This is a genomic window from Pseudomonas haemolytica (genome assembly GCF_009659625.1).
Taxonomy (GTDB): Bacteria; Pseudomonadota; Gammaproteobacteria; order Pseudomonadales; family Pseudomonadaceae; genus Aquipseudomonas; species Aquipseudomonas haemolytica.
On sequence record NZ_VOIW01000008.1, the window covers coordinates 107216 to 130418 of the forward strand.

Here is a 23203-nt window from a genome sequence, read left to right on the forward strand (position 1 = left end):
CTGTCAACGCACCGGGCGGGCCCTTGCTTGACTCTTCAATGGGACAACCTCCATGACTCGGCCCGGTGCCAAGCGCGCGAATGAGATGCTGGCTGCACTGACGGCCTATAAAAGCGCCTTCTTCAACATCGGCCTGTTTTCGGCGGTGATCAACCTGCTGATGCTGGCCCCGGCGCTGTACATGTTGCAGGTGTACGACCGAGTACTGGCCTCCGGCAACCAGATGACCCTGCTGATGCTGACGCTGATGATCCTCGGCCTGTTCGGCTTGATGGGCGCGTTGGAGTGGGTGCGCAGCCAGGTGGTGATTCGCCTCGGCACGCAGATGGACATGCGCTTGAACCAGCGTGTGTTCGACGCCGCCTATGAAGCGCAGCTCAAGGGTGGCACCCAGGCGGCGGGCCAGGCCTTGCATGACCTGACCACCTTGCGCCAGTTCGCCACCGGCCAGGCGTTGTTCGCCTTTTTCGATGCGCCATGGTTTCCGGTGTACCTGCTGGTGATCTTCCTGTTCCACCCCTGGCTTGGGCTGCTGGCGCTGGGCGGTGCGCTGTTGCTGATCGCCCTGGCGTGGGCCAACCATCATGTCAGCCAGGCGCCGATGGCCCTGGCCAGCCAACTGTCGATCAGCGCCAGCCAGCAGGCCACGGCCAACCTGCGCAATGCCGACACCATCGAGGCCATGGGCATGCTCGCCACTTTGCGCGGGCGCTGGTTCAGCCAACACCAGGCGTTTCTGGTGCAGCAGAACCTGGCCAGTGAAAAGACCGCCGTTGTCACCGCCTGGTCCAAGGGCGTACGCCTGGCCCTGCAATCTTTGGTGCTGGGCTTGGGCGCCTGGTTGGCGGTGCAGGGCGATATCACCCCGGGGATGATGATTGCCGGGTCGATCCTGATGGGCCGGGTGCTCAGCCCCATCGACCAGTTGATCGGCGTGTGGAAGCAGTGGAGCTCGGCGCGCCTGGCCTATGAGCGCTTGTCGCTGATGCTGGAGGCAAACCCGGCGCGACCGCAACGCATGGGCCTGCCCGTGCCCAAGGGCCAGGTGAGCGTAGAGCAAATCAGCGCCTGCGCGCCCGGTAGCCGCCGGCCAGCGCTGGCCAACCTGGGGTTCAGCCTGCCAGCGGGCGATGTACTCGGTGTTATCGGCCCGTCGGGGTGCGGTAAATCCACCCTGGCCCGGGTGCTGGTGGGAGCCTGGGCACCGCTGGCCGGCAAGGTGCGCCTCGATGGTGCCGACCTGGCCCTGTGGGACAAGCAGCAACTGGGCCCGCATATCGGTTACTTGCCCCAGGACATTCAGTTGTTCGCCGGCAGCATCGCGCAAAACATCGCGCGCTTTGAAGCGGTGGATGCCGACAAAGTCCTCGCCGCTGCGCAAATGGCCGGCGTGCATGAGCTGATCCTGCAACTGCCGCAAGGCTACGACACCCAACTGGGGGAAGGCGGCGCGGGCTTGTCCGGTGGGCAAAAACAACGGGTGGCCCTGGCGCGTGCGCTGTACGGCCTGCCGGCGCTGATCGTGCTGGACGAGCCCAATGCCAACCTCGATGAAGCCGGTGAACAGGCGCTGCTGCAAGCCATCGCCCAGCTCAAGCAACAGCGCCGCACCCTGATCCTGATTACCCACAAGCCCAACGTGCTGAGCCTGACCGACCAGTTGCTGATCCTCAAGGACGGCCAGATGCAGGCCTTCGGCCCGACGGCGCGGGTGTTGGAGGCGCGGCAGAAACCGTTGGCGACCAAACCGGTATCGACCATGAGCATGAGCTACCGCCTCGGTGAAGGAAAACACGCATGAGCCAGAGCACACCCACATGGGTCAGCGACCCGCCGCACAACGTGCTGGCGCTGGATGACAAAAAATACTCACGCCTGGGCTGGTGGCTGGTGCTCGGGGGCTTTGCCGGGTTCCTCGGCTGGGCGGCGCTGGCCCCGTTGGACAAGGGCGTGGCCGTGTCGGGCAAGGTCATGGTCTCGGGCCATCGCAAGACGGTGCAGCACCCGGCGGGTGGGATCGTCGAGCGTATCGAGGTGCGTGACGGTGACCGGGTCAGCGCCGGCCAGGTGTTGCTGCGTTTGAAGGAGACCCCGTTGCGCGGGCAGATGCAGTCACTGCGCAGCCAGTACCTTGCGTCCCTGGCCAGCGAAGCGCGCTTGAATGCAGAGAGCGAAGGTTTGCCGGCCATCGAGTTTGCGCCTGAGTTGTTGGCTGCTCCCGAAGCCGCCGCGAACCTGAGCCTGCAACGGCAGCTGTTCGCTAGCCGCGCCCAGGCACTCGCCACCGAACAGGCGGGCCTGCGCGAAACCATCGGCGGTTTTGAGGCGCAGTTGCGCGGCACGCGGGATTCCCAGGCGAGCAAAGTGCAACAGCGAGCGGCGTTGAATGAGCAACTACAGGGCCTGCGCGAGCTGGCACGCGACGGCTATATCCCACGCAATCGCCTGCTCGACAGCGAGCGGCTGTATGCGCAAATCGACGGCGCCATCGCCGAGGATTTCGGCCGCATCGGCCAGTTGCAACGCCAGGTGCTGGAATTGCGTTTGCGCATTCGCCAGCTCGGTGAAGACTTCCAGAAAGACCTGCGCAGCCAGTTGGCCGAGACCCGCACCCGCAGCGATGACCTGCGCAATCGCCTGGCCTCGGCCGAGTTCGAGCTGGCCAACAGCCTGGTACGCGCACCCGCATCTGGCGTAGTGGTGGGGTTGGAGGTGTACACCGAGGGCGGCGTGATCAAGCCCGGCCAGGCCCTGATGGATATCGTGCCCCAGGGTGAGCCGCTGTTGGTGGAAGCGCGTGTACCGGTGCAGATGATCGACAAGGTGCACCCGGGCTTGCCCGTGGAATTGATGTTCTCGGCGTTCAACCAGTCCACGACGCCACGGGTGGCGGGTGAGGTCACGCTGGTATCGGCCGACCGTCAGGTCGATGAGCGCACCGATGAGCCGTACTACACGTTGCGTGCCCAGGTCAGTGCGGCCGGCATGCAGCAACTGGACGGCGTGCAGATCCGCCCGGGCATGCCGGTGGAAACCTTCGTCAAGACCGGTGAGCGCTCGATGCTCAACTACCTGTTCAAACCGTTGCTGGATCGCACTCATATGGCCCTGGTGGAAGAATGAAGGCGTTGTTGTTCACCCTCTGTTTGAGCTGTACACCGGCGGTGCAAGCCCTGGGTTTGTTGGACGTTTATGATTTGGCCCTGCGCAACGACCCGACTTTTCAGGCGGCGATCCAGGAGCGTGAAGCCGGTAAAGAAAACCGCGTGATCGGCCGAGCGGCACTGCTGCCCAACCTGTCGTGGAGCTACAACCATTCGCGCAATGAGTCCGACGTCACCCAGAGCACCGCGCTCGGCAATGTCAGCAGCGACCGTCATTACCGCAGCTACGCCTCGACGCTGACCCTGCAACAACCGCTGCTGGATTACGAAGCCTATGCACGCTTTCGCCAGGGCACGGCTCAAGCGTTGATGGCCGACGAGCGCTTTCGCGGCAAGAGCCAGGAGCTGGCCGTGCGTGTGCTGGGCGCCTACAGCCAGGCGTTGCTGGCCCAGGAACGCATCGAGTTGAGCCGAGCGCAAAAACGCGCCTATGCCGAACGCCTGCAACTCAATGATCGCCTGCTTAAAGGCGGTGAAGGCACGCGTACCGATGTGCTCGAAACCCAGGCGCGCCTGAGCCTGGCCCAGGCCGAAGAAATCGAATCCCTGGATACACAGGACAGCGCCTTGCGCGAGCTGGAGGCCATTGTCGGCCAGCCGCTGCAGCTCGAAGAGCTGGCACCCCTGGCCCGTCAATTCGATATCGCGCCGCTGGAACCGAATCGCTTTGAAACCTGGCGTGAACTGGCCATGGCCAACAACCCTGAACTCAAGTCCCAGCACCACGCGCTGGACGTGGCGTCTTATGAAGTGGAACGCAAGCGCGCCGGGCACTTGCCCAAGGTCAGCCTGTACGCCAGCAGCCGCCAGACCAGCTCCGATTCAGAAAGCAGCTACAACCAGAAGTACGACACCAACAGCATTGGCATTCAGGTCAGCCTGCCGCTGTTTGCCGGCGGGTCGGTGTCGGCCACCACACGCCAGGCGGCCAACCAACTGTCCCAGGCCCAGTACGAACTGGACGCACAAACCGCCGCCACGCTGGTGGAGTTGCGCAAGCAATTCAACCTCAACACCAGCGGCGCGGCGAAGGTGCGGGCCTATGAAATGGCAGTCAGTTCCGCCACGGCGCTGGTGGCCGCCACGAAGAAAAGCGTCAGTGGCGGTGAGCGCGTCAACCTCGACGTGCTCGACGCTGAGCAGCAACTCTTCACGGCCCGCCGCGACCTGGCCAATGCCCGCCATGCATACCTGCTGGCGCGCATTCAGTTGAAGTATTACGCGGGGTTGCTCAGCGAGCAGGACTTACGAACGCTGGCCGGGTACTTCCAACCCTCGGCATGAGTGATTACTCGGCTCATAAACACCCATCTTTTGTAGGAGCGAGCTTGCTCGCTCCTACATGTGGGCCGGTATATGCCGCTGATTTATCGGCGGGTCAGCAACACACCCGACTCCATATGGTGCGTCCACGGGAACTGGTCAAACATCGCGCACTGGGTAATCCGGTGCGTGTCATGCAGTTGCGCAATGTTCGCCGCCAACGTCTCCGGGTTGCAGGAGATGTAGAGGATGTTATCGAAACGCCGGGTCAGTTCGCAGGTGTCCGGGTCCATGCCAGCGCGGGGTGGGTCGACGAAAACGCTACCGAATTCGTAGCTTTTCAGGTCGATGCCGTGCAGGCGGCGAAACGGGCGCACTTCATTCAGCGCTTCGGTGAGTTCCTCGGCAGAGAGACGCACCAGGGTGACGTTACTGATCGCGTTTTCATCGAGGTTGCTCAAGGCCGCATTCACCGAGGTCTTGCTGATCTCGGTGGCCAGCACTTTACGCACGCGGGTGGCCAACGGCAGGGTGAAGTTGCCGTTGCCACAGTACAGCTCCAGTAAATCGTCCGGGCGCTCGCCCAGCGCTTCATACGCCCAGTTGAGCATCTTCTGGTTCACCGTGCCGTTGGGCTGGGTGAATGCGCCTTCGGGTTGGCGGTAGCTGAAGGTGCGGCCACCGACATCGAGTTGTTCCACCACGTAGTCATGGCCGATCACATCGCGCTTGCCTTTGGATCGGCCGATGATGCTCACGTTCAGCTCAGCCGCCAGCGCGTTCGCGGCGGTGTGCCAATGCTCGTCCAGAGGGCGGTGATAGCACAGAGTGATCATCGCGTCGCCGGCCAGGGTGGTGAGGAACTCCACCTGGAACAGCTTGTGGCTCAGAGCGGCGCTGGCTTGCCAGGCGGCCTTGAGTTGCGGCATCAACTGGTTGATGCGCTGGCTGGCGATGGGGAACTCTTCGATGAGGATCGGTGTGCGCTTGTCGTCCTGGGAAAACATCGCGTAGTGGCGCTCACCGCCTTCGCGCCACAGGCGGAACTCCGCGCGCAGGCGGAAATTCTGCAGGGGCGAGTCGAAGACCTGCGGCTGCGGTGCGTCAAACGGTGCCAGCAGGTCACGCAGGCGCGTGACCTTGTCTTGCAGTTGAGCGGTGTAGCTTGCGGCGTCAAAAGTCATGCGTTGAACCAGCCCAGCTTGATCACAAACAGAATCGACAGGATCACCAGTGCCGGGTTCAGCTCACGGTAGCGGCCCGAAAGCAGCTTGATGGCGGTCCAGGCGATGAAACCGAAGGCAATGCCGTTGGCGATGGAGTAAGTGAAGGGCATCGCCAGGGCGGTGATCACCACCGGCGCTGCAACGGTAATGTCGTCCCAGTCGATTTCGGCCAGGCCCGAGGTCATCAGCACGGCAACGAACAGCAGCGCTGGCGCGGTGGCGAAGGCCGGAACGCTGGCCGCCAGTGGCGAGAAAAACAGCGCCAGCAGGAACAGAATGGCGACCACGATGGCGGTCAGGCCGGTGCGGCCACCGGCGCTCACGCCCGCAGCGGATTCGATGTAGCTGGTGGTGGTCGAGGTGCCCAGCAAGGAGCCGGCCATGGCGGCGGTGCTGTCGGCGATCAGCGCCCGGCCCATTTTCGGCATGTGGCCGTCCTTGCCCATCAGGCCGGCGCGCTTGGCGACGCCGATCAGGGTGCCGGAGTTATCGAACAGGTCGACGAACAGGAAGGCAAAGATCACGCTGACCAGGCCGATATCCAGCGCGCCCTTGATATCCAGCTGCAGGAAGGTCGGGGCCAGGGACGGTGGCATCGAGGTCACGCCGCCGAACGGGGTGACGCCCAGCAGGATCGAGACAATCGTCACCGCCAGGATGCCGATCAACACCGCGCCGCGTACTGCCAGGGCTTCCAGCGCAACGATCAGCACGAAACCGAGGGTGGCGAGGATCGGCGCCGGTTGTTTCAGGTCGCCCAGGCCCACCAGGGTGGCCGGGTTGGCGACCACGATACCGGCGTTGTGCAGGGCGATCAGCGCCAGGAACAGGCCGATACCGGCGGCAATCGCCGAGCGCAGGGGCAGGGGGATACTGTTGATGATCCACTCGCGGATGCGGAAGATCGACAGCAGGAAGAACAGCACCGCCGAAATGAATACCGCACCCAGCGCCACTTGCCAGGTATGGCCCATGTGCAGGACCACGGTGTAGGTAAAGAAGGCGTTGAGGCCCATGCCCGGTGCCAGGGCAATCGGGTAGTTGGCGATCAGGCCCATCACGGTAGAACCGATGGCGGCCGCCAGGCAGGTCGCGACAAACACCGCGCCCTTGTCCATGCCGGTCTCGCCGAGGATGCTCGGGTTCACGAACAGGATGTAGGCCATGGCCAGGAATGTGGTGATACCCGCGAGAATCTCGGTGCGCACATTGGTGTTGTGGGCTTTGAGTTGAAACAGCTTTTCCAGCATGCCGGCTCCCTGTGACGCTATTTTGCGTCGTTATTTGTTGACCTCTAAGTCAAAGCACAAATTGCGCCAAGCGCCTGTGGTTTCAGAGAGGATCGGAAAAAGCGGCGCATCATACCAGCAGCCGACGCCGTGTGGCGCATGGGCTGCGTATTCTCGATCATGGCCTTGAGGCATACTGCGCCGACGTTCAATACCGGGTCATTGCCAGCATGAAAAAAGCCAACGCGTGGAGTCTAGCTCTGATCGCCACTATCAGCCTGTGGCTGGGCGCAGCACCGGCGTGGGGCGCGGCTGCACCGGCCTTGAGCGAAGTGCGAGTGTTCAAGGTGGAGTCGGCCAAGTGCAGCGAAGCGATCCCGGAACGGGTGAACACCACCCAGATGTGCGAACACCGTGGGCCCACCCAGGTCTCGGTCATGGAGGTCGGCCTGGGCAATAGCCCGATGGGGCGCTTCAACGGCGCAGAGTTGAACGGGCAACGCACGGCGGTGTGCCAGGTCGGCAACATCAGTGAGGCGTGTAATGGTGTAGGCACGCTGATGGGCTACATCTATGTGTTCGACCTGAACGTGCAGGCCCCGGGCTGGTTCGAATTCACCAATACCTCAATCAACCCTCCACAAAACACCTTGAAAGCCGAGCTCGATATCCGCTGATCAATTGTCTTGAACGCTCAAAACACCGGGAAGTCGTACCCCTGAGACGGCGACTTTCCTGAACGCCGCGGATGTACACCAACCCGTGAGGTGTTTTATGAGCGCGACCCCTAATGGCGCGGCGGCCCAACCGTTCGTCGCCCACTCGATTCGATTGACCCTCAATGGCCAGGATCGCCAATTGGACGTGCTGCCCTGGACCACCTTGCTGGACCTGCTGCGCGAACAACTGGACCTGGTCGGCAGCAAAAAAGGCTGCGACCACGGCCAATGCGGCGCCTGCACCGTATTGCGTGACGGCAAGCGCGTGAATGCCTGTTTAACCCTGGCCGTCATGTGCGACGGCGCCGAGCTGACCACCATCGAAGGCTTGGCCGACGGCGACCAACTGCACCCGATGCAGCAAGCCTTTATCAAGCACGACGCGTTCCAGTGCGGCTACTGCACCCCCGGCCAGATCTGTTCCGCAGTCGGCCTGGCCAATGAAGGCCGTGCCCACGACAGTGCACAAATCCAGGAACTGATGAGCGGCAACCTGTGCCGCTGTGGCGCCTACACCAATATCCGCGATGCCATCGAAGAGGCGTTGCCGGCCTGCCGCAGCCAGGGAGGCAAGCAATGAACCCCTTCCATTACAGCAAGCCTGCCGATGTGCGCGAGGCGGTGCACCTGAGCAGTGCGGTATCGCGCTTCATTGCCGGGGGCACCAACCTGCTGGACTTGATGAAAGAAAACATCAGCCGCCCCGAGCACCTGATCGACATCACTGGCCTGCCGTTGCATGCGGTTGAAGAAACGGCCGAGGGCGGTGTGCGTATCGGCGCGCTGGTGAGCAATGCCGACCTGGCCTGGCACCCGCTGATCGAACAGCGCTACCCGTTGCTGTCCCAGGCGATCCTGGCCGGGGCGTCGCCGCAGCTGCGCAACATGGCGAGTACTGGCGGCAACCTGTTGCAGCGCACCCGTTGTTACTACTTTTATGACGCGACGGTGCCGTGCAACAAACGCGAGCCCGGCAGCGGATGCCCGGCGCGCAGCGGTCTGAACCGCATCCATGCGATCCTCGGTGCCAGCGAGCAGTGTGTGGCCACGCACCCGTCGGACATGTGCGTGGCCCTGGCGGCGCTGGAGGCGCGCGTGCATGTAGAGGGGCGCGGCGGTGCGCGAGTGATCGAGTTTGCCGACTTCCACCGTTTGCCCGGTGATGCACCGCAACGCGATAACCAATTGGCCGACGACGAACTGATCACCGCCATCGAGTTGCCCGCTGACCACCTGGCCCTGCACAGCCACTACCTGAAAATCCGTGATCGCGCGTCCTATGCTTTTGCCTTGGTGTCCGTTGCCGCGGCCCTGGAACTGGACGGCGACACCATCATCGATGCGCGCCTGGCCCTCGGCGGCGTGGCGCACAAACCCTGGCGCGATCGCGCAATAGAAGCCGCATTGATCGGCCAGACCGTCAGCCGCGAAACCTTCAGCAATGCCGCCGACGCTCTGCTGCAAGACGCAGAGCCACTGGAACACAACGGCTTCAAGATCAAGCTGGCACGTCGCGCAATCATTCGTGCCTTGAGCGACGCCGCCGTCGCAGGAGAACAGCCATGAGCGCCATTGGCAAACCCCTGGACCGTGTCGACGGCCTACTCAAAGTCACCGGGAAAGCGCGTTATGCCGGTGAGTTTCCCGAGCCGGGCCTGCTGCATGGCAGCGTGGTCTCCAGCACTATCGCCAAGGGGCGGGTCGTCAGCATCGATGCGTCCAAGGCCCTGGCGTTGCCCGGCGTGGTGGCGGTGATCGATCACCTCAACCGGCCGAAGATCGCCAGTTACGACGATGCCTTCGCCGATGACGATGCCGCCGATGGCTCGCCGTTTCGCCCGCTGTACAACGACCGTGTGCTCTACAGTGGCCAGCCGCTGGCCCTGGTGATCGCCGATAACCTGGAGTTGGCACGGCATGCCGGCTCACTCGTGGAAATTGAATACGAGCGTGAAAGTTTCGAGACCGATTTGCTCACCCAGCAGGATCTGGCCTATCCCTCGCCACAGACGCCACCCAAGCCCCGTGGCAACTTCCAGGCCGAGTGGGCCGGCGCGGCGGTCAGCCTCGATCTGCACTACAGCACGCCCATCGAACACCACAACCCGATGGAACCTCATGCCAGCACCGTGCTGTTCCAGCCGGACGGCACCCTGCATATCCACGACAAGACCCAGGGCCCGCAGAACTGCCAAGCCTACGTGCAGAAAGTGTTCGGCCTGGATAAGAACCAGGTGCGCATCTTTGCCGCCTTCGTTGGCGGTGCCTTCGGCTCGGGGCTGCGCCCGCAATACCAATTGCCGTTGGCGGTGATGGCGTCCCTGGCGCTCAAGCGTTCGGTACGCGTCACCCTGACTCGCCAGCAGATGTTCACCTTCGGTTATCGCCCGCGCACCTTGCAGCGTTTGCAGATGGGCGCCGCCGCCAACGGGCGCTTGCTGGCCTTGGGGCATACCGCGATTGGCCAGACCTCGCGCTTCGAGGATTTCAGCGAGCACGTGGTGGAATGGAGCGGCATGCTCTATCACTGCGACAACGTGCAACTGACCTACAAATTGGCGCCGCTGGATGTGTTTACGCCCTTGGACATGCGCGCACCCGGCGCCGCATTGGGCGTGATCGGCCTGGAGTGCGCCATGGACGAACTGGCCTGCGCCTTAGGCATGGACCCGGTGCAACTGCGCCTGATCAACTACGCCGAGCGCAACCAGAACGAAGACAAACCCTGGTCGAGCAAGGCCCTGCGTGAGTGCTACGGCGAAGGCGCCGAGCGTTTCGGCTGGAGCCAGCGCAACCCGGAACCGCGCAGCATGCGCGACGGTCGCCAATTGATCGGCTGGGGCATGGCAGGCGGCGTGTGGGAAGCCATGCAGATGAAGGCCAGTGCCAAGGCGCGTATCGACGCTGAGGGCAAGCTCACCGTCAGCAGCGCCACTACGGATATCGGCACGGGCACTTACACGGTAATGACTCAGATCGCCGCCCAGGCCAGTGGTGTGGCAATGGCTGATATCGACTTTCTGTTGGGCGACTCTTCGTTACCCACCGCGCCATTGCAGGGCGGCTCGTTTACCGTATCTTCCGTCGGCACCGCCGTGCAGCAAGCGTGTGAAGCGCTGAATGCCAAGTTGCTGGAGGTCGCCCGGCAGACCTATCCGGTGTTCAAGGACGCGCAAGCCGTGCGTTTTGAAGACGGCCAGTTGCATACCGGTAACGTGAGTGTGTCGCTGGCGCAACTGGTCAAGGACAGCGGTGAAGAGGCGTTGCAAGTGCAGGTCGACAGCGAACCCGACAAGAAACGCCAGGGTTATGCCGCCGCGACTCACTCGGCGGTGTTTGTCGAAGTGCGGGTAGACGAAGACTTGGGCGCCATCAAGGTCAGCCGTGTGGTCAGTGCGATTGCCGCCGGGCGGGTGGTCAACCCCAAGATGGCCCGTAGCCAGATCCTTGGCGGCGTGGTGTGGGGCATTGGCATGGCCCTGCATGAAGAAACCCAGGTCGACCATCAACTGGGGCGCTACATGAACCACAGCCTGGCCGAGTACCACATCCCGGTGAATGCCGACATTGGCGAGATTGACGTGCTGTTTGTCGAGGAGCACGACGAGATCGTCAATGCGCTGGGCTCCAAGGGCGTGGGGGAAATCGGTATTGTCGGGGTGGCGGCGGCGGTGGCGAATGCGATTTATCACGCCACTGGCAAGCGGGTGCGGGAGTTTCCGATCACCCTCGACAAGGTGCTCTGACGCGATCTAGCAAACACTGAAGATCCAAATGTGGGAGTGGGCTTGCTCCCGATGGCGGCGTTTCAGTCCAAGCATAAATTGACTGATCCACCGCTATCGGGAGCAAGCCCCCTCCCACATGGGTTATGCGGTAGTTTTTTGAGTGGGCTGTTCCACCGGCACATGCATACGGTCCCGGTTAGCCAGGGTCGGGAACAGCTTGATCCACACTCCCGTCACCACCAGCGTGCCGATACCGCCCATGACCACCGCCGGCACGGTGCCAAACCAGTGGGCGGTGATCCCGGATTCGAACTCGCCCAGTTGATTGGATGCGCCGATAAACAGGCCATTGACCGCACTGACCCGCCCGCGCATCTCATCCGGTGTTTCCAGTTGCACGAACGAGGCACGGATCACCATGCTGATCATATCCGCTGCGCCCAGTACCACCAGCACCGCCAGGGAGAACCAGAATGAGGTCGACAGGCCAAAAGCGATGGTCGCCACGCCAAACACGCCGACGGCGGTGAACATCACGCGGCCCACTTTGCGGTCGACCGAGAAGCGCGCCAGCCACAATGACATCAACAACGCTCCCACTGCCGGCGCCGAACGCAGCAGGCCCAGGCCCCAGGCGCCGGTGAGCAGGATGTCCTTGGCGAACACTGGCAACAGGGCGGTGGCACCGCCCAGCAATACGGCAAACAAGTCGAGGGAGATGGCGCCGAGGATGTCCGGGCGGCTGCGGATAAAGCGAATGCCCGCCAGCAGCGAGTCCATGGTGGCCTTGCCTTTGTTCAACGGGGTCTGGCGGGCGGGCAGGTTCAGGGTCAACACGCAGGCGATCAGGTAGAGCGCCACGGTCGGGCCGTACACCCACACACTGCCAAACGCGTAGAGCAAACCGCCGAGGGCCGGCGCGACGATGGTCGCCAATTGCTGGGCTGATTGCGAGGAGGCCACGGCCCGAGGGAACAGGGCGCTGGGCACGATGCTTGGCAGCAGCGCCTGAGTGGTGGGCATTTCAAACGAACGTGCCGCGCCGAGCAGGAAGGCGAGGATAAAGATCATCTCGCGGGTCACGTTGCCGGTCAGGCCGCCGATGGCCAGCGACAAGGCAATCAGCGCCTGCACGGTCTGGCAGATGGCGGCGACTTTGCGCCGCTCATAGCGATCAGCCACATGCCCGGTGTGCAGCATGAACAGCACGCGCGGTACGAACTCCACCAGGCCCACCAGACCCAGGTCCAGCACATTGCCGGTCAGTTGGTAGAGGTTCCAGCCGATAGCCACGGTGAGCATCTGGAAGCCGCTGGCGGTAAAGATCCGCGCCAGCCAGAACGCGATGAAAGGGCGGTGGTGACGTAACAGCAACGCGGGTTCACTGGGCATTGGGCATTCAGGTCAGGGCTTGGAGAATGGCGAGATTAGCATCTACCTGTAACAAATAGTTGCGAGAACATGACTGAGGCAAGCTGTCACGCGGCAAAAGACCACACAGTCCTACAGCTAAAATAGGACTACGCTTTGAGCAATGCTTGATCCAGATCAAAACCTGCCCCGGGATTGTTCTGGCGGTCGCAAGACCAGATTCCCTGCGTGATGGGTAAAAAAAGAAACGAATTCAAATTCGCCACACTCCATATCCGTGGGGGCAGTGGGTGCAGGCTCCCAGCCAGCAGCCGGTATTACCTGACAGAGGAAGACTTATGTTCGGTTTGGAGGCGCTAGATCTCGCCCGAATTCAATTCGCGTTCACCATCTCATTCCACATCCTGTTCCCGGCGATCACCATCGGCCTGGCCAGTTACCTTGCAGTGCTGGAGGGCTTGTGGCTCAAGACCCACAACGACACCTACCGTGACCTCTACCATTTCTGGTCGAAGATCTTTGCCGTCAACTTCGGCATGGGGGTGGTCTCGGGCCTGGTCATGGCCTATCAGTTCGGCACCAACTGGAGTCGCTTCTCCGACTTCGCCGGCGCGGTCACCGGGCCGTTGCTGACGTATGAAGTACTCACGGCGTTCTTCCTCGAGGCCGGTTTCCTCGGTGTGATGCTGTTCGGCTGGAACAAGGTGGGGCGCAAGCTGCACTTTTTCTCCACCGTGATGGTGGCCGTCGGTACATTGATTTCCACCTTCTGGATTCTCTCGTCCAACAGCTGGATGCAGACGCCCCAGGGCTTTGAAATCATCGACGGTCGCGTGATTCCTACCGATTGGTTCGCTGTCGTCTTCAACCCTTCATTCCCCTATCGCCTGGCGCACATGGCCACGGCTGCCTTCGTGGCGACCGCGTTCTTTGTCGGTTCCTCGGCGGCCTGGCATTTGCTGCGCGGCAGGGATAACCCGGCAATCCGCACAATGCTCTCGATGGCGATGTGGATGGCCCTGATCGTCGCGCCAATCCAGGCGGTGATCGGCGACTTCCATGGCCTTAACACCCTCAAGCATCAGCCGGCAAAAATCGCCGCGATTGAAGGTCACTGGGAAAATATCGGCAACGAGCCAACGCCGCTGATCCTGTTCGGCTGGCCGGACATGAAAGCCGAGAAAACCAAATACGCCGTCGAGATCCCGTACCTGGGCAGCCTGATCCTGACCCACTCCCTGGACAAGCAGGTGCCGGCCCTCAAGGAGTTCCCGCCAGAGGACCGCCCCAACTCGACCATTGTGTTCTGGTCATTCCGGGTCATGGTCGGCCTGGGCTTGCTGATGATCTTCACCGGTCTGTTCAGCCTGTGGCTGCGCCGGGGCGACAAGATGTACACGTCCAGGCCATTCCTGTACCTCGCGCTGTGGATGGGCCCGTCTGGCCTGATTGCGATTCTCGCCGGTTGGTTCACTACCGAAATCGGTCGCCAGCCGTGGGTGGTCTACGGGTTGATGCGCACGGCGGATGCTTCATCCGGGCATAGCCTGGCGCAAATGACCATCACCCTGGTGTTGTTCGTGGTGGTGTACTTCGCACTGTTCGGTGCTGGCCTGGGCTACATGATGCGCCTGGTGCGCAAAGGGCCTCAGACCCACGAAGGCAGCGAACCGACCCACGGTGGCCCTGGCCAGAAACGTACACCGGCTCGTCCGCTTTCCGCCGCCGATGATGGCAGCGATAACGACCAAGCCCACATCCAGCACAAGGAGCATTGAGATGGGTATTGATCTTCCGCTGATCTGGGCCGTGATCATCATCTTCGGCATCATGATGTACGTGGTCATGGACGGCTTCGACCTGGGCATCGGCATCCTCTTCCCGTTTATCCCGGGCAAGGTCGACCGTGACGTCATGATGAACACCGTGGCACCCGTATGGGATGGTAACGAAACCTGGCTGGTACTCGGCGGCGCGGCGTTGTTTGGCGCGTTTCCGCTGGCCTATTCGGTGGTGTTGTCGGCCTTGTATCTGCCGCTGATCCTGATGTTGATCGGGCTGATCTTCCGCGGCGTGGCCTTTGAGTTTCGCTTCAAGGCCAAGGACCACAAGCGTCACCTGTGGGACAAGGCGTTTATCGGTGGCTCGCTGGCGGCGACCTTCTTCCAGGGGGTGGCGCTGGGTGCCTTTATCGACGGCATCCCGGTGGTGGACCGCCAGTTTGCCGGTGGCTCACTGGACTGGCTCACACCGTTCACGATGTTCTGCGGTGTGGCATTGATCGTGGCTTATGCGCTGCTGGGCTGCACCTGGCTGATCATGAAGACCGAAGGCAAGTTGCAGGAGCAGATGCATAACCTGGCGCGGCCGTTGGCGTTCGTGGTGTTGGCGGTGATCGGTATCGTCAGCATCTGGACGCCGCTGACCCACCCGGAAATCGCATCGCGGTGGTTTACCTTGCCGAACCTGTTCTGGTTCCTGCCGGTGCCGATCCTCGTGCTGGTGACCATGTACGGGCTGATCCGCGCCGTGGCACGTAATGCGCACTACACGCCGTTCCTGCTGACGCTGGTGCTGATCTTCCTCGGCTACAGCGGCCTGGGCATCAGCCTGTGGCCGAATATCATCCCGCCGTCCGTATCAATCTGGGATGCCGCCGCGCCGCCGCAAAGCCAGGGCTTCATGCTGGTGGGCACGCTGTTCATCATCCCGTTCATCCTGGGCTACACCTTCTGGAGCTACTACGTGTTCCGCGGCAAGGTCACCCACGAAGACGGCTATCACTAGGAGGGGCTCTTCATGTCCGGCAAACCTACGTTGCACGAGATTGAGCAGGCCGAGAAGCAGCCGCTGTGGCGGCGCCTGGGTTGGTTGGTGATGATCTGGACCGGTAGCGTGGTGGCCCTGTTCATCGTGGCCAGCCTGATGCGCATGTTCATGAATGCGGCCGGCCTGACCACGCACTGATATCCCGGGCGGGGCTTTGCGGCCCGCAGCCTGCTAACTTGAGCGGCAAGCCCTGCTCTTCTTTTGGAAGGGCAGGGCTTTTTTATTTGCGCGCCTTGAGGATGACGAACTTCGGCGTAGCGGCGACTTGCTCGACGCCGCGGAACAACCGCGCCAACTTGCTGTGATAACCCAGGTGACGGTTACCGACGATATACAGGGCGCCGCCGACTACCAGGGCTTCCCGTGCCTGCTGGAACATGCGCCAGGCGAGGAAGTCGCCGACTACCTGTTGCTGGTGGAACGGTGGGTTGCACAGCACCACGTCCAACGACTGCGCCTCCTGGCCGGCCAGGCCGTCATCGGCGCGTACCCTGACCTCACGCGCGCCCAGGGCGGCCTGCCAGTTTTCAGCGGCGGATTGCACGGCCATGTAGGACTCATCCACCAGGGTGTACTGGGCGTCGGGGTTTTGCAGGGCGCTGGCAATTGCCAACACGCCATTGCCGCAGCCCAGGTCCGCCACGCGGGCACTGCCCAGGTTTTTTGGCAGGTGTGGCAGGAAGGCGCGGGTGCCGATGTCCAGGCCTTCGCGGCAGAACACATTGGCGTGGTTCAGCAGCTCGATGGTCGGCGTGTCCAGGGTGTAGCGAGTTGGGTAGGGCGAGACCGCTACGGGGCGGTCGGCGACGGTGGCGATCAGCAGGCGCGCCTTTTTGACGGCCAATGAGGCCTGCATTGGCCCGATATAGCGCTCCAGCAGCTCGCCCGCGGCCCGGGGCAAGTGCTTGATCATCGCCCCAGCGATCACTTCGGCGCCCGGCGCCAGTTGCCCTTGCAGGCGGATCAGTTGTTCCTCCAGCAGCGCCAGGGTTTTGGGTACACGGATCAATACGCGATCGAATGGTCCGGTGGCTACCTGGCTGGCTGGCGTGAATTTCACTGCATCAAAGGCCTTGCCGTTGCGCACCAGGTTTTTCTCCAACCCCTGGGCGGCGAGGAATGAGTCACCGCTGGAGGTCACCTGCACATGTCCTTCCAGGCTGGCCGCCAGGGCGCCAAAGCTATCATTCAGGATAAGCACGCGGGTGGCAGCGTGGGGCTGCTGCTCGGCGAGATGGCTGAGCAGGTACTCGTCGGCGGCATCGAAGGCTTGCAGCGGATCATTGTGTTGCTCTGGCTGGCGAATCAGATCGAGCTGGGCGAAGGGGCTGTCGAGCAGGGGCATGGCGGGGAGGCTCTGGGTAATCGGCGGGCCGTCTGAATGAACCACGAAGCAACGCCCTCAAGGGGCAACCTCAACACTCAGAATTGGTCGCAAATGTTACTTTTTTTTGAGCCCGATGACATGCGGTGTTTCATGCGCAGGTTAAAACAGCCCTGCTTTCGAGGCGCTGAGCACGGCAGCGATTTTGTTGTTGACGCCCAATTTCTTGAAGGTACTGCTGATATGAAAGCCCACTGTGCGTTCCGCGAGGCAGAGGATAGTGGCAATCTCCGAGGCGGTTTTGCCCTTGGCTGACCACATCAGGATCTCCGTTTCTCGTGGGGTCAATTTGCTCGATGGGTTCATGCTCGGCTCAGTAGCATATTTCTGCGCTACCACGGCGTGCATGGCATGGCATAACCACAGCACTTGGCCGGCTTTTTCGTAAAGTTCCTCGGGGCTGACGGCGTCATGACTGCGGCCCACGCTCAGCATACTGAAGACGCCCTGGAAGTCGTGGACAGCCTGGCTCCAACCCAGGTGAATGCCGAACGACTGGGTCAACGCCCACAAATGCGGTGCCGTGCTGAACGCCTTCTCTTCCCAGACCAATGGTAGAACACAGCGCTTGCAGTGAGCCACGACGGGATCTGTGTCAAAAAAGTGGGCTTGCTTATACAAGGAGTTGAATTCATTTGGGTAGTTGTTGATTTGTACGGTATTTACCTGGCTGGTTGGAAGTTGGGAGCTCATCGTGAAGGAGCAGTATTCAAAGCCCAATTCATAGGTGTGGTTAATGACCATCTCAAAAACACTGGTGACCTCGTTCTCACCTTCGAGTTTTGGGAGTCGTGTATTGCGCCAGTTGACCATCGGCAAATCTCCATGGGTGTTGGTGTGACTTGGGTACGTCCTGATCCCAATGAGATACGGAAAAGAGTGTAGGGCACGGACTACGATGCGGGATGAATTTTTCGCTCTTTTGTGACCGATTTTAGGAGTGTTCTCGCTCGGTTCGTTCGCGTATCTGCCACCCATTAAGTTAGTTTTTTTTCGGTGTATTAATGGGTTAGGTAAGCGTCTTAAACGCAATGTGTACACCGTTTTTGGCACTACTTAAGCTAGATAGGTGGGGTGCAAATAGCCAATTGATCAAAGGTGATGCTAAAGCGCCATCAATGTTGGTGGGCTTGATGCCACTACTGTTCATCGGTGTTTTAATGCGCCACTTTGGGGGACACTAGGGCCCCTGTTGAACGGAGTGCCCCATGACGGCCAGCGCTGAGAAACATACCTGCCAGACCCTGCTCGACGTGCAATCGTTGACGCCCAGCCTGTTTACGCTGCGCACCACGCGTGACGCCGGCTTTCGTTTCACGGCGGGGCAGTTTGTACGCCTGGGAGTGACCAAGGCGGATGGCAGTGTTGTCTGGCGTGCTTACTCCGTGGTGTCGTCGCCTTTCGACGAATACCTCGACTTTTTTTCCATCGTCGTTCCCGATGGGGAGTTCACCAGTGAGTTGAGTCGCTTGCGGGTCGGCGATACGTTGTTGGTAGAGCGCCAGGCCACGGGTTTCCTGACGCTGAGTCGTTTCGTTGATGGGCGCGACCTCTGGCTGCTGGGGACCGGCACAGGCGTGGCGCCGTTCCTGTCGATCCTGCAGGACTTTGAAGCCTGGGAGAAATTCGAGCGAATCATTCTGGTGTACAGCGCGCGCGAAGCCAAGGAGCTGGCCTATCAGTCATTGATCAAGACACTGGGGGAGCGAGAATACCTGGCCGAATATGCGCATAAACTCACCTACATCCCCATCGTCACTCGCGAGCAACATCCGGGCGCGTTGAACGGGCGCATTACTACCTTGATAGAAAATGGTGAGTTGGAGCGTGCGGCCGGCGTCGAGTTGAGCCCACAACATTCACGTGTACTGATTTGCGGCAACCCGGCGATGGTGGATGACACCCGTCAGTTGCTCAAGCAGAGGGACATGCAGCTGAGCCTGAGCCGACGCCCTGGCCAGGTTGCAGTGGAAAACTACTGGTAGAAAAAAGGCGCCTTACGAGGCGCCTTTCTGCATCCGCGATTTAAAGCGGCTTGTCATGCTGTGCCTTGAGCAGATCGCGGATCTCACCCAGCAGCACCTCTTCCTTGGTCGGCGTCGGCGGCAAGCTCGGGGCTACGGCCTCTTCGCGCTTCAGGCGGTTGATGGCCTTTACACCCATGAAAATCGCGAAAGCGACGATCAAGAAGTCGATGATGCTCTGGATGAACTTGCCGTAAGCCAGGACCACGGCAGGTACGTCACCTTGTGCGGCCTTGAGGGTGACTGCCAAATCGGCGAAGTCCACACCACCGATCAGCAGGCCGATGGGTGGCATTATTACGTCGCCTACAAACGAGGAAACGATTTTTCCGAAGGCGGCGCCGATGATGATACCGACGGCCATGTCGACCACATTACCTTTGACCGCGAAGGCCTTGAACTCACTGATCACGCCCATAGGTTATTCCTTGTTACAGTTGAGGAGGGTGGAAGTCAGTGTAATTCAGTCGTACAAGGCTTGCTCGACACAACTGTTAACACTGTCGATTTTTATCGACACATTAAATCGCAAATAGTTTGCAAAGTGCCACCAGTCGCGCGCGAATTACCCGTCATTTCAGCCAGTTACCAGATTATTTTCTTAATCGGGCCTGTGGTGTTTTTCTATTTATCTTCTGATTCCCAGGTCACTAGCCTCTGACAAGCACAACCGAATGTGCACTAAAAAAATCAGAGGAAACCTCGATGAACACTCCACTCAGCCGCAGGCCGGTGTCAGCGCGCCATGCGCTGGCACTGGTAACCGCCAGCCTGCTTTCCCTCTCGGTGCAAGCCGCCAACCTGACCCGCGATAACGGGGCCAACGTCGGTGATAACCAGAACTCGCAAACAGCCGGGGCCAACGGCCCAGTGTTGCTGCAGGACGTGCAACTGATCCAGAAGCTGCAACGCTTCGACCGCGAACGCATCCCAGAGCGTGTGGTACACGCCCGCGGTACGGGTGCCCATGGTACGTTCACCGTGACCGACAACCTCAGTGACCTGACCAAGGCCAAGGTGTTCGCGGCCGGTGAGACCACGCCAGTGTTCGTGCGCTTCTCGGCGGTAGTCCACGGTAACCACTCCCCGGAAACCCTGCGTGACCCACGAGGCTTCGCCACCAAGTTCTACACCGCTGAAGGCAACTGGGACCTGGTCGGTAATAACTTCCCGACGTTTTTTATCCGCGATGCCATCAAATTCCCGGACATGGTCCATGCCTTTAAACCGGACCCACGCACTAACCTGGATGATGACTCGCGCCGTTTCGACTTCTTCTCCCATGTTCCAGAGTCCACTCGTACACTGACCGAGTTGTACTCAGACTCAGGCACCCCGGCCAGTTACCGCGAAATGGACGGTAATGGCGTGCACGCCTACAAGTTGATTAACGCCAAGGGCGAAGTGCACTACGTCAAGTTTCACTGGAAGAGCCTGCAAGGCATCAAGAACCTTGACCCTAAACAAGTCACCGAAGTCCAGGGACGTGACTACAGCCACATGACCAATGACTTGGTCACCCACATCAACAAGGGCGACTTCCCTAAGTGGGACTTGTATGTGCAAGTACTCAAGCCAGAGGACTTGGCCAAGTTTGATTTCGACCCACTGGACGCCACCAAGATCTGGCCGAATGTGCCGGAGCGTAAAGTCGGGCAAATGGTGCTGAACCGTAACCCGGCCAATGTCTTCCAGGAGACCGAACAAGTCGCGATGGCCCCGGCCAACCTGGTACCTGGCATCGAGCCGTCGGAAGACCGTCTGCTGCAGGGCCGGGTGTTCTCCTATGCCGATACGCAGATGTACCGCCTTGGCGCGAACGCCCTGCAACTGCCGATCAACGCCCCTCGGGTCACCGTCAACAACGGCAACCAGGACGGTGCGATGAACTTCGGCAAGACCACCACCGGCGTGAACTACCAGCCAAGCCGCCTGCTGCCACGGGAAGAGCCGCAAACTGCGCGCTACAGCCAGTCGCCGCTGTCGGGCAGCACCCAGCAGGCGAAGATCCAGCGTGAGCAGAACTTCAAGCAGGCTGGCGATCTGTACCGCTCCTACACCAAGAAAGAGCGTCAGGACTTGATCGACAACTTCGGCGGCTCGTTGGCCACCACCGATGACGAGAGCAAGCACATCATCCTGTCGTTCCTCTACAAGGCTGATCCGGAATACGGCACAGGCGTTGCGAAGGTCGCCAAGGGTGATCTGGCCCGCGTGAAGGCGCTGGCTGAAAAACTGACTGACTGATCCGTTGGTCGTGGTCGGCGCCCTTATAGGGCGTTGACCTTTGGCAGGAGAAAACCCCATGCGTATCTCAATCGGTTTGCTGATGACAATGCTGGCTTTCGTCGCCCATGCCGAGTCTCCCGACCCGGTGGCGCTCAAGGCCCAGTTGCAAGACTACTATTTCGACGCTGCCCGCCGTGGCGATCTCGACATGCTCAACACGTTTATTGAGTCTGGCTACGGCCTCAACACTCAGGATGACAAAGGCTATACCGCGCTGATCCTCGCCGCTTATCACGGCCAAGGCCCGTATGTGGAGCGCCTGCTCGACGCGGGAGCCAACGCCTGCGTGCAGGACAAGCGCGGCAATACAGCGCTGATGGGCGCCATCTTCAAGGGGGAGCTGAAAATCGCCCAACGCCTGCTGGCGACGGACTGCAACCCTGACCAACGCAACGGAGCCGGGCAGACCGCTGCCATGTATGCGGGGCTGTTCAAGCGCGTCGAGCTGCTGGGCGAGCTGCAAGCCAAAGGCGCTGACCTGAACGCCGAAGACCCCATCGGCAACAGCGCTTCACGTTTGGCCAATGGCGAAATCCGGACCCCGGCGTCGCGCTGAGCTATCATCGCGGTTTTTCGGTTGGAGGTTTCTCACATGGCAAAGGCCAAGCGCATGTACGGCTGCACAGAGTGCGGCGCGACCTTTCCCAAATGGGCGGGCCAGTGTTCCGAGTGCGGTGCGTGGAACACCCTGACCGAAACCATGATCGAGAGCGGCGGGGCAGCAGCCCCTACCGGCCGCGCCGGCTGGACCGGGCAACAGGCGCAGATCAAGACCCTGGCCGAAGTCAGCGTCGAAGAGATCCCGCGTTTTTCCACCGCCTCCGGCGAGCTGGACCGAGTGCTCGGCGGTGGCCTGGTCGACGGCTCGGTGGTGCTGATCGGCGGTGACCCGGGCATCGGCAAGTCGACGATCCTCTTGCAAACCCTGTGCAGCATCGCCAGCCGCATGCCGGCGCTGTATGTCACCGGCGAAGAATCCCAGCAACAAGTGGCCATGCGCGCCCGGCGCCTGGGCCTGCCCCAGGACCAACTGCGGGTCATGACCGAAACCTGCATCGAAAGCATCATCGCCACGGCGCGGATCGAAAAACCCAAGGTCATGGTCATCGACTCGATCCAGACGATTTTCACCGAGCAACTGCAATCGGCACCGGGCGGGGTGTCCCAGGTGCGTGAAAGCGCGGCACTGTTGGTGCGCTATGCCAAACAAAGCGGCACGGCGATCTTCCTCGTCGGCCATGTGACCAAAGAAGGCGCGTTGGCCGGGCCACGGGTGTTGGAACACATGGTCGACACCGTGTTGTATTTCGAAGGCGAATCCGATGGTCGCCTGCGCTTGCTGCGGGCCGTGAAGAACCGTTTCGGTGCCGTGAACGAGTTGGGTGTGTTCGCCATGACCGACCGTGGGCTGAAAGAAGTCTCCAACCCCTCTGCGATTTTTCTCACCCGTGCCCAGGAAGAAGTCCCGGGCAGTGTGGTGATGGCAACGTGGGAAGGCACCCGGCCAATGCTGGTGGAAGTCCAGGCGCTAGTGGATGACAGCCATCTGGCCAACCCGCGGCGGGTCACGCTCGGCCTCGACCAGAATCGTTTGGCGATGTTGCTGGCGGTACTGCACCGCCACGGCGGCATCCCGACCCACGATCAGGATGTGTTCCTCAACGTGGTCGGCGGGGTCAAGGTACTGGAGACCGCGTCCGATCTGGCGCTGATGGCGGCGGTGATGTCCAGCCTGCGCAACCGGCCGCTGCCCCACGACCTGCTGGTATTCGGCGAAGTCGGCTTGTCCGGCGAAGTGCGCCCGGTACCGAGCGGGCAGGAGCGTTTGAAGGAGGCGGCCAAGCACGGCTTCAAACGCGCGATTGTGCCCAAGGGCAATGCGCCGAAGGAAATGCCCCAGGGTTTGCAGGTGATTGGGGTAACGCGCCTGGAACAGGCGCTGGATGCTCTGTTCGAGTAGCCAGCGACACCGCGAAA

20 protein-coding genes are annotated in these 23203 nt (G+C 61.2%); 14 read left to right on the plus strand and 6 right to left on the minus strand.

Annotated features, from left to right (window positions below):
- The first annotated feature begins 52 nt into the window (after positions 1–52).
- From FRT59_RS24330 to FRT59_RS24340, 3 genes are read left to right on the plus strand one after another with little or no spacing between them, the layout of a single operon-like run.
- Positions 53–1801 carry a type I secretion system permease/ATPase gene (locus FRT59_RS24330; RefSeq protein WP_153872593.1) on the plus strand — a complete coding sequence of 583 codons (1749 nt, stop codon included), beginning with the start codon at positions 53–55 and terminating at the stop codon, positions 1799–1801.
- On the plus strand, positions 1798–3123 hold the full coding sequence (locus tag FRT59_RS24335) for an HlyD family type I secretion periplasmic adaptor subunit (protein ID WP_153839426.1): 1326 nt from the start codon (positions 1798–1800) through the stop codon (positions 3121–3123). Before FRT59_RS24330 ends, FRT59_RS24335 begins: the two co-directional genes overlap by 4 nt.
- Positions 3120–4448 (plus strand): TolC family outer membrane protein, encoded by a 1329-nt coding sequence (locus FRT59_RS24340; protein WP_153872594.1) that lies wholly within the window; start codon positions 3120–3122, stop codon positions 4446–4448. Before FRT59_RS24335 ends, FRT59_RS24340 begins: the two co-directional genes overlap by 4 nt.
- Before the next feature lie 83 nt (positions 4449–4531).
- On the opposite strand, the gene trmA is transcribed toward FRT59_RS24340, so the two are convergent.
- Together trmA and FRT59_RS24350 are read right to left on the minus strand one after the other, a co-directional pair.
- Entirely contained in the window at positions 4532–5611 is a 1080-nt protein-coding gene (gene trmA / locus FRT59_RS24345) for a tRNA (uridine(54)-C5)-methyltransferase TrmA (RefSeq protein WP_153872595.1), read from the minus strand.
- A complete protein-coding gene (locus FRT59_RS24350; RefSeq protein WP_034117796.1) occupies positions 5608–6903 on the minus strand; it encodes an NCS2 family permease in 1296 nt (431 codons plus the stop codon). Before FRT59_RS24350 ends, trmA begins: the two co-directional genes overlap by 4 nt.
- A 209-nt stretch (positions 6904–7112) precedes the next feature.
- Here FRT59_RS24350 and FRT59_RS24355 point away from each other — a divergent pair, with 209 nt between their 5' ends.
- From FRT59_RS24355 to FRT59_RS24370, 4 genes are all read left to right on the plus strand, one after another.
- Complete coding sequence (locus tag FRT59_RS24355; RefSeq protein ID WP_153872596.1) at positions 7113–7559, plus strand: DUF4879 domain-containing protein; 447 nt, start codon at positions 7113–7115, stop codon at positions 7557–7559.
- Between the two features lie 97 nt (positions 7560–7656).
- Positions 7657–8181, plus strand: a complete 525-nt coding sequence (locus tag FRT59_RS24360; protein WP_153872597.1) for a (2Fe-2S)-binding protein — start codon at positions 7657–7659, stop codon at positions 8179–8181.
- Positions 8178–9167 (plus strand): FAD binding domain-containing protein, encoded by a 990-nt coding sequence (locus FRT59_RS24365; RefSeq protein ID WP_034117798.1) that lies wholly within the window; start codon positions 8178–8180, stop codon positions 9165–9167. Before FRT59_RS24360 ends, FRT59_RS24365 begins: the two co-directional genes overlap by 4 nt.
- Complete coding sequence (locus FRT59_RS24370) at positions 9164–11347, plus strand: xanthine dehydrogenase family protein molybdopterin-binding subunit (protein ID WP_153872598.1); 2184 nt, start codon at positions 9164–9166, stop codon at positions 11345–11347. Before FRT59_RS24365 ends, FRT59_RS24370 begins: the two co-directional genes overlap by 4 nt.
- Before the next feature lie 123 nt (positions 11348–11470).
- On the opposite strand, the gene FRT59_RS24375 is transcribed toward FRT59_RS24370, so the two are convergent.
- Positions 11471–12721, minus strand: a complete 1251-nt coding sequence (locus tag FRT59_RS24375; protein ID WP_034117800.1) for an MFS transporter — start codon at positions 12719–12721, stop codon at positions 11471–11473.
- Between the two features lie 317 nt (positions 12722–13038).
- Between FRT59_RS24375 and FRT59_RS24380 the strand changes: the two genes are divergently transcribed.
- From FRT59_RS24380 to FRT59_RS24390, 3 genes are read left to right on the plus strand one after another with little or no spacing between them, the layout of a single operon-like run.
- Positions 13039–14478, plus strand: coding sequence for a cytochrome ubiquinol oxidase subunit I (locus FRT59_RS24380; protein ID WP_034117801.1), 1440 nt, complete (start codon positions 13039–13041; stop codon positions 14476–14478).
- Position 14479: 1 nt separating this feature from the next.
- The gene (cydB, locus tag FRT59_RS24385) at positions 14480–15487 is read left to right on the plus strand and encodes a cytochrome d ubiquinol oxidase subunit II (protein WP_014720024.1); all 1008 of its coding nucleotides are present in this window, start codon (positions 14480–14482) and stop codon (positions 15485–15487) included.
- A 12-nt stretch (positions 15488–15499) separates the two neighbouring features.
- A complete protein-coding gene (locus FRT59_RS24390; protein WP_080752921.1) occupies positions 15500–15667 on the plus strand; it encodes a DUF2474 domain-containing protein in 168 nt (55 codons plus the stop codon).
- An 82-nt stretch (positions 15668–15749) separates the two neighbouring features.
- Here FRT59_RS24390 and FRT59_RS24395 read toward each other — a convergent pair whose 3' ends face one another.
- Together FRT59_RS24395 and FRT59_RS24400 are read right to left on the minus strand one after the other, a co-directional pair.
- Positions 15750–16874 (minus strand): methyltransferase, encoded by a 1125-nt coding sequence (locus FRT59_RS24395; protein WP_153872645.1) that lies wholly within the window; start codon positions 16872–16874, stop codon positions 15750–15752.
- Positions 16875–17015: 141 nt separating this feature from the next.
- A complete protein-coding gene (locus tag FRT59_RS24400; protein WP_153872599.1) occupies positions 17016–17726 on the minus strand; it encodes a helix-turn-helix transcriptional regulator in 711 nt (236 codons plus the stop codon).
- Between the two features lie 395 nt (positions 17727–18121).
- On the opposite strand from FRT59_RS24400, the gene FRT59_RS24405 reads away from it, so the two are divergent.
- The gene (locus tag FRT59_RS24405) at positions 18122–18898 is read left to right on the plus strand and encodes a ferredoxin--NADP reductase (RefSeq protein ID WP_153872600.1); all 777 of its coding nucleotides are present in this window, start codon (positions 18122–18124) and stop codon (positions 18896–18898) included.
- A 40-nt stretch (positions 18899–18938) separates the two neighbouring features.
- Here the strand turns inward: FRT59_RS24405 and mscL are convergent, their stop codons facing one another.
- On the minus strand, positions 18939–19355 hold the full coding sequence (gene mscL, locus FRT59_RS24410) for a large-conductance mechanosensitive channel protein MscL (RefSeq protein WP_153872601.1): 417 nt from the start codon (positions 19353–19355) through the stop codon (positions 18939–18941).
- 287 nt (positions 19356–19642) lie between these two features.
- On the opposite strand from mscL, the gene katB reads away from it, so the two are divergent.
- The 3 genes from katB to radA are packed head-to-tail and all read left to right on the plus strand — an operon-like array spanning position 19643 to position 23186.
- Positions 19643–21184, plus strand: a complete 1542-nt coding sequence (gene katB / locus FRT59_RS24415) for a catalase KatB (protein ID WP_034117806.1) — start codon at positions 19643–19645, stop codon at positions 21182–21184.
- A gap of 58 nt (positions 21185–21242) precedes the next feature.
- Positions 21243–21782 (plus strand): ankyrin repeat domain-containing protein, encoded by a 540-nt coding sequence (locus tag FRT59_RS24420; RefSeq protein ID WP_034117807.1) that lies wholly within the window; start codon positions 21243–21245, stop codon positions 21780–21782.
- Positions 21783–21818: 36 nt separating this feature from the next.
- Positions 21819–23186, plus strand: a complete 1368-nt coding sequence (gene radA, locus FRT59_RS24425; RefSeq protein WP_046069598.1) for a DNA repair protein RadA — start codon at positions 21819–21821, stop codon at positions 23184–23186.
- The last annotated feature ends 17 nt before the right edge of the window (positions 23187–23203 follow it).

What these genes read in the sequence shown, in the direction of transcription:
- FRT59_RS24330 (WP_153872593.1), top strand. Translation starts at nt 53, where the DNA reads ATGACTCGGCCCGGTGCCAAGCGCGCGAATGAGATGCTGGCTGCACTG.
- FRT59_RS24335 (WP_153839426.1), top strand. Translation starts at nt 1,798, where the DNA reads ATGAGCCAGAGCACACCCACATGGGTCAGCGACCCGCCGCACAACGTG.
- FRT59_RS24340 (WP_153872594.1), top strand. Translation starts at nt 3,120, where the DNA reads ATGAAGGCGTTGTTGTTCACCCTCTGTTTGAGCTGTACACCGGCGGTG.
- trmA (WP_153872595.1), bottom strand. Translation starts at nt 5,611, where the DNA reads ATGACTTTTGACGCCGCAAGCTACACCGCTCAACTGCAAGACAAGGTC.
- FRT59_RS24350 (WP_034117796.1), bottom strand. Translation starts at nt 6,903, where the DNA reads ATGCTGGAAAAGCTGTTTCAACTCAAAGCCCACAACACCAATGTGCGC.
- FRT59_RS24355 (WP_153872596.1), top strand. Translation starts at nt 7,113, where the DNA reads ATGAAAAAAGCCAACGCGTGGAGTCTAGCTCTGATCGCCACTATCAGC.
- FRT59_RS24360 (WP_153872597.1), top strand. Translation starts at nt 7,657, where the DNA reads ATGAGCGCGACCCCTAATGGCGCGGCGGCCCAACCGTTCGTCGCCCAC.
- FRT59_RS24365 (WP_034117798.1), top strand. Translation starts at nt 8,178, where the DNA reads ATGAACCCCTTCCATTACAGCAAGCCTGCCGATGTGCGCGAGGCGGTG.
- FRT59_RS24370 (WP_153872598.1), top strand. Translation starts at nt 9,164, where the DNA reads ATGAGCGCCATTGGCAAACCCCTGGACCGTGTCGACGGCCTACTCAAA.
- FRT59_RS24375 (WP_034117800.1), bottom strand. Translation starts at nt 12,721, where the DNA reads ATGCCCAGTGAACCCGCGTTGCTGTTACGTCACCACCGCCCTTTCATC.
- FRT59_RS24380 (WP_034117801.1), top strand. Translation starts at nt 13,039, where the DNA reads ATGTTCGGTTTGGAGGCGCTAGATCTCGCCCGAATTCAATTCGCGTTC.
- cydB (WP_014720024.1), top strand. Translation starts at nt 14,480, where the DNA reads ATGGGTATTGATCTTCCGCTGATCTGGGCCGTGATCATCATCTTCGGC.
- FRT59_RS24390 (WP_080752921.1), top strand. Translation starts at nt 15,500, where the DNA reads ATGTCCGGCAAACCTACGTTGCACGAGATTGAGCAGGCCGAGAAGCAG.
- FRT59_RS24395 (WP_153872645.1), bottom strand. Translation starts at nt 16,874, where the DNA reads ATGCCCCTGCTCGACAGCCCCTTCGCCCAGCTCGATCTGATTCGCCAG.
- FRT59_RS24400 (WP_153872599.1), bottom strand. Translation starts at nt 17,726, where the DNA reads ATGGTCAACTGGCGCAATACACGACTCCCAAAACTCGAAGGTGAGAAC.
- FRT59_RS24405 (WP_153872600.1), top strand. Translation starts at nt 18,122, where the DNA reads ATGACGGCCAGCGCTGAGAAACATACCTGCCAGACCCTGCTCGACGTG.
- mscL (WP_153872601.1), bottom strand. Translation starts at nt 19,355, where the DNA reads ATGGGCGTGATCAGTGAGTTCAAGGCCTTCGCGGTCAAAGGTAATGTG.
- katB (WP_034117806.1), top strand. Translation starts at nt 19,643, where the DNA reads ATGAACACTCCACTCAGCCGCAGGCCGGTGTCAGCGCGCCATGCGCTG.
- FRT59_RS24420 (WP_034117807.1), top strand. Translation starts at nt 21,243, where the DNA reads ATGCGTATCTCAATCGGTTTGCTGATGACAATGCTGGCTTTCGTCGCC.
- radA (WP_046069598.1), top strand. Translation starts at nt 21,819, where the DNA reads ATGGCAAAGGCCAAGCGCATGTACGGCTGCACAGAGTGCGGCGCGACC.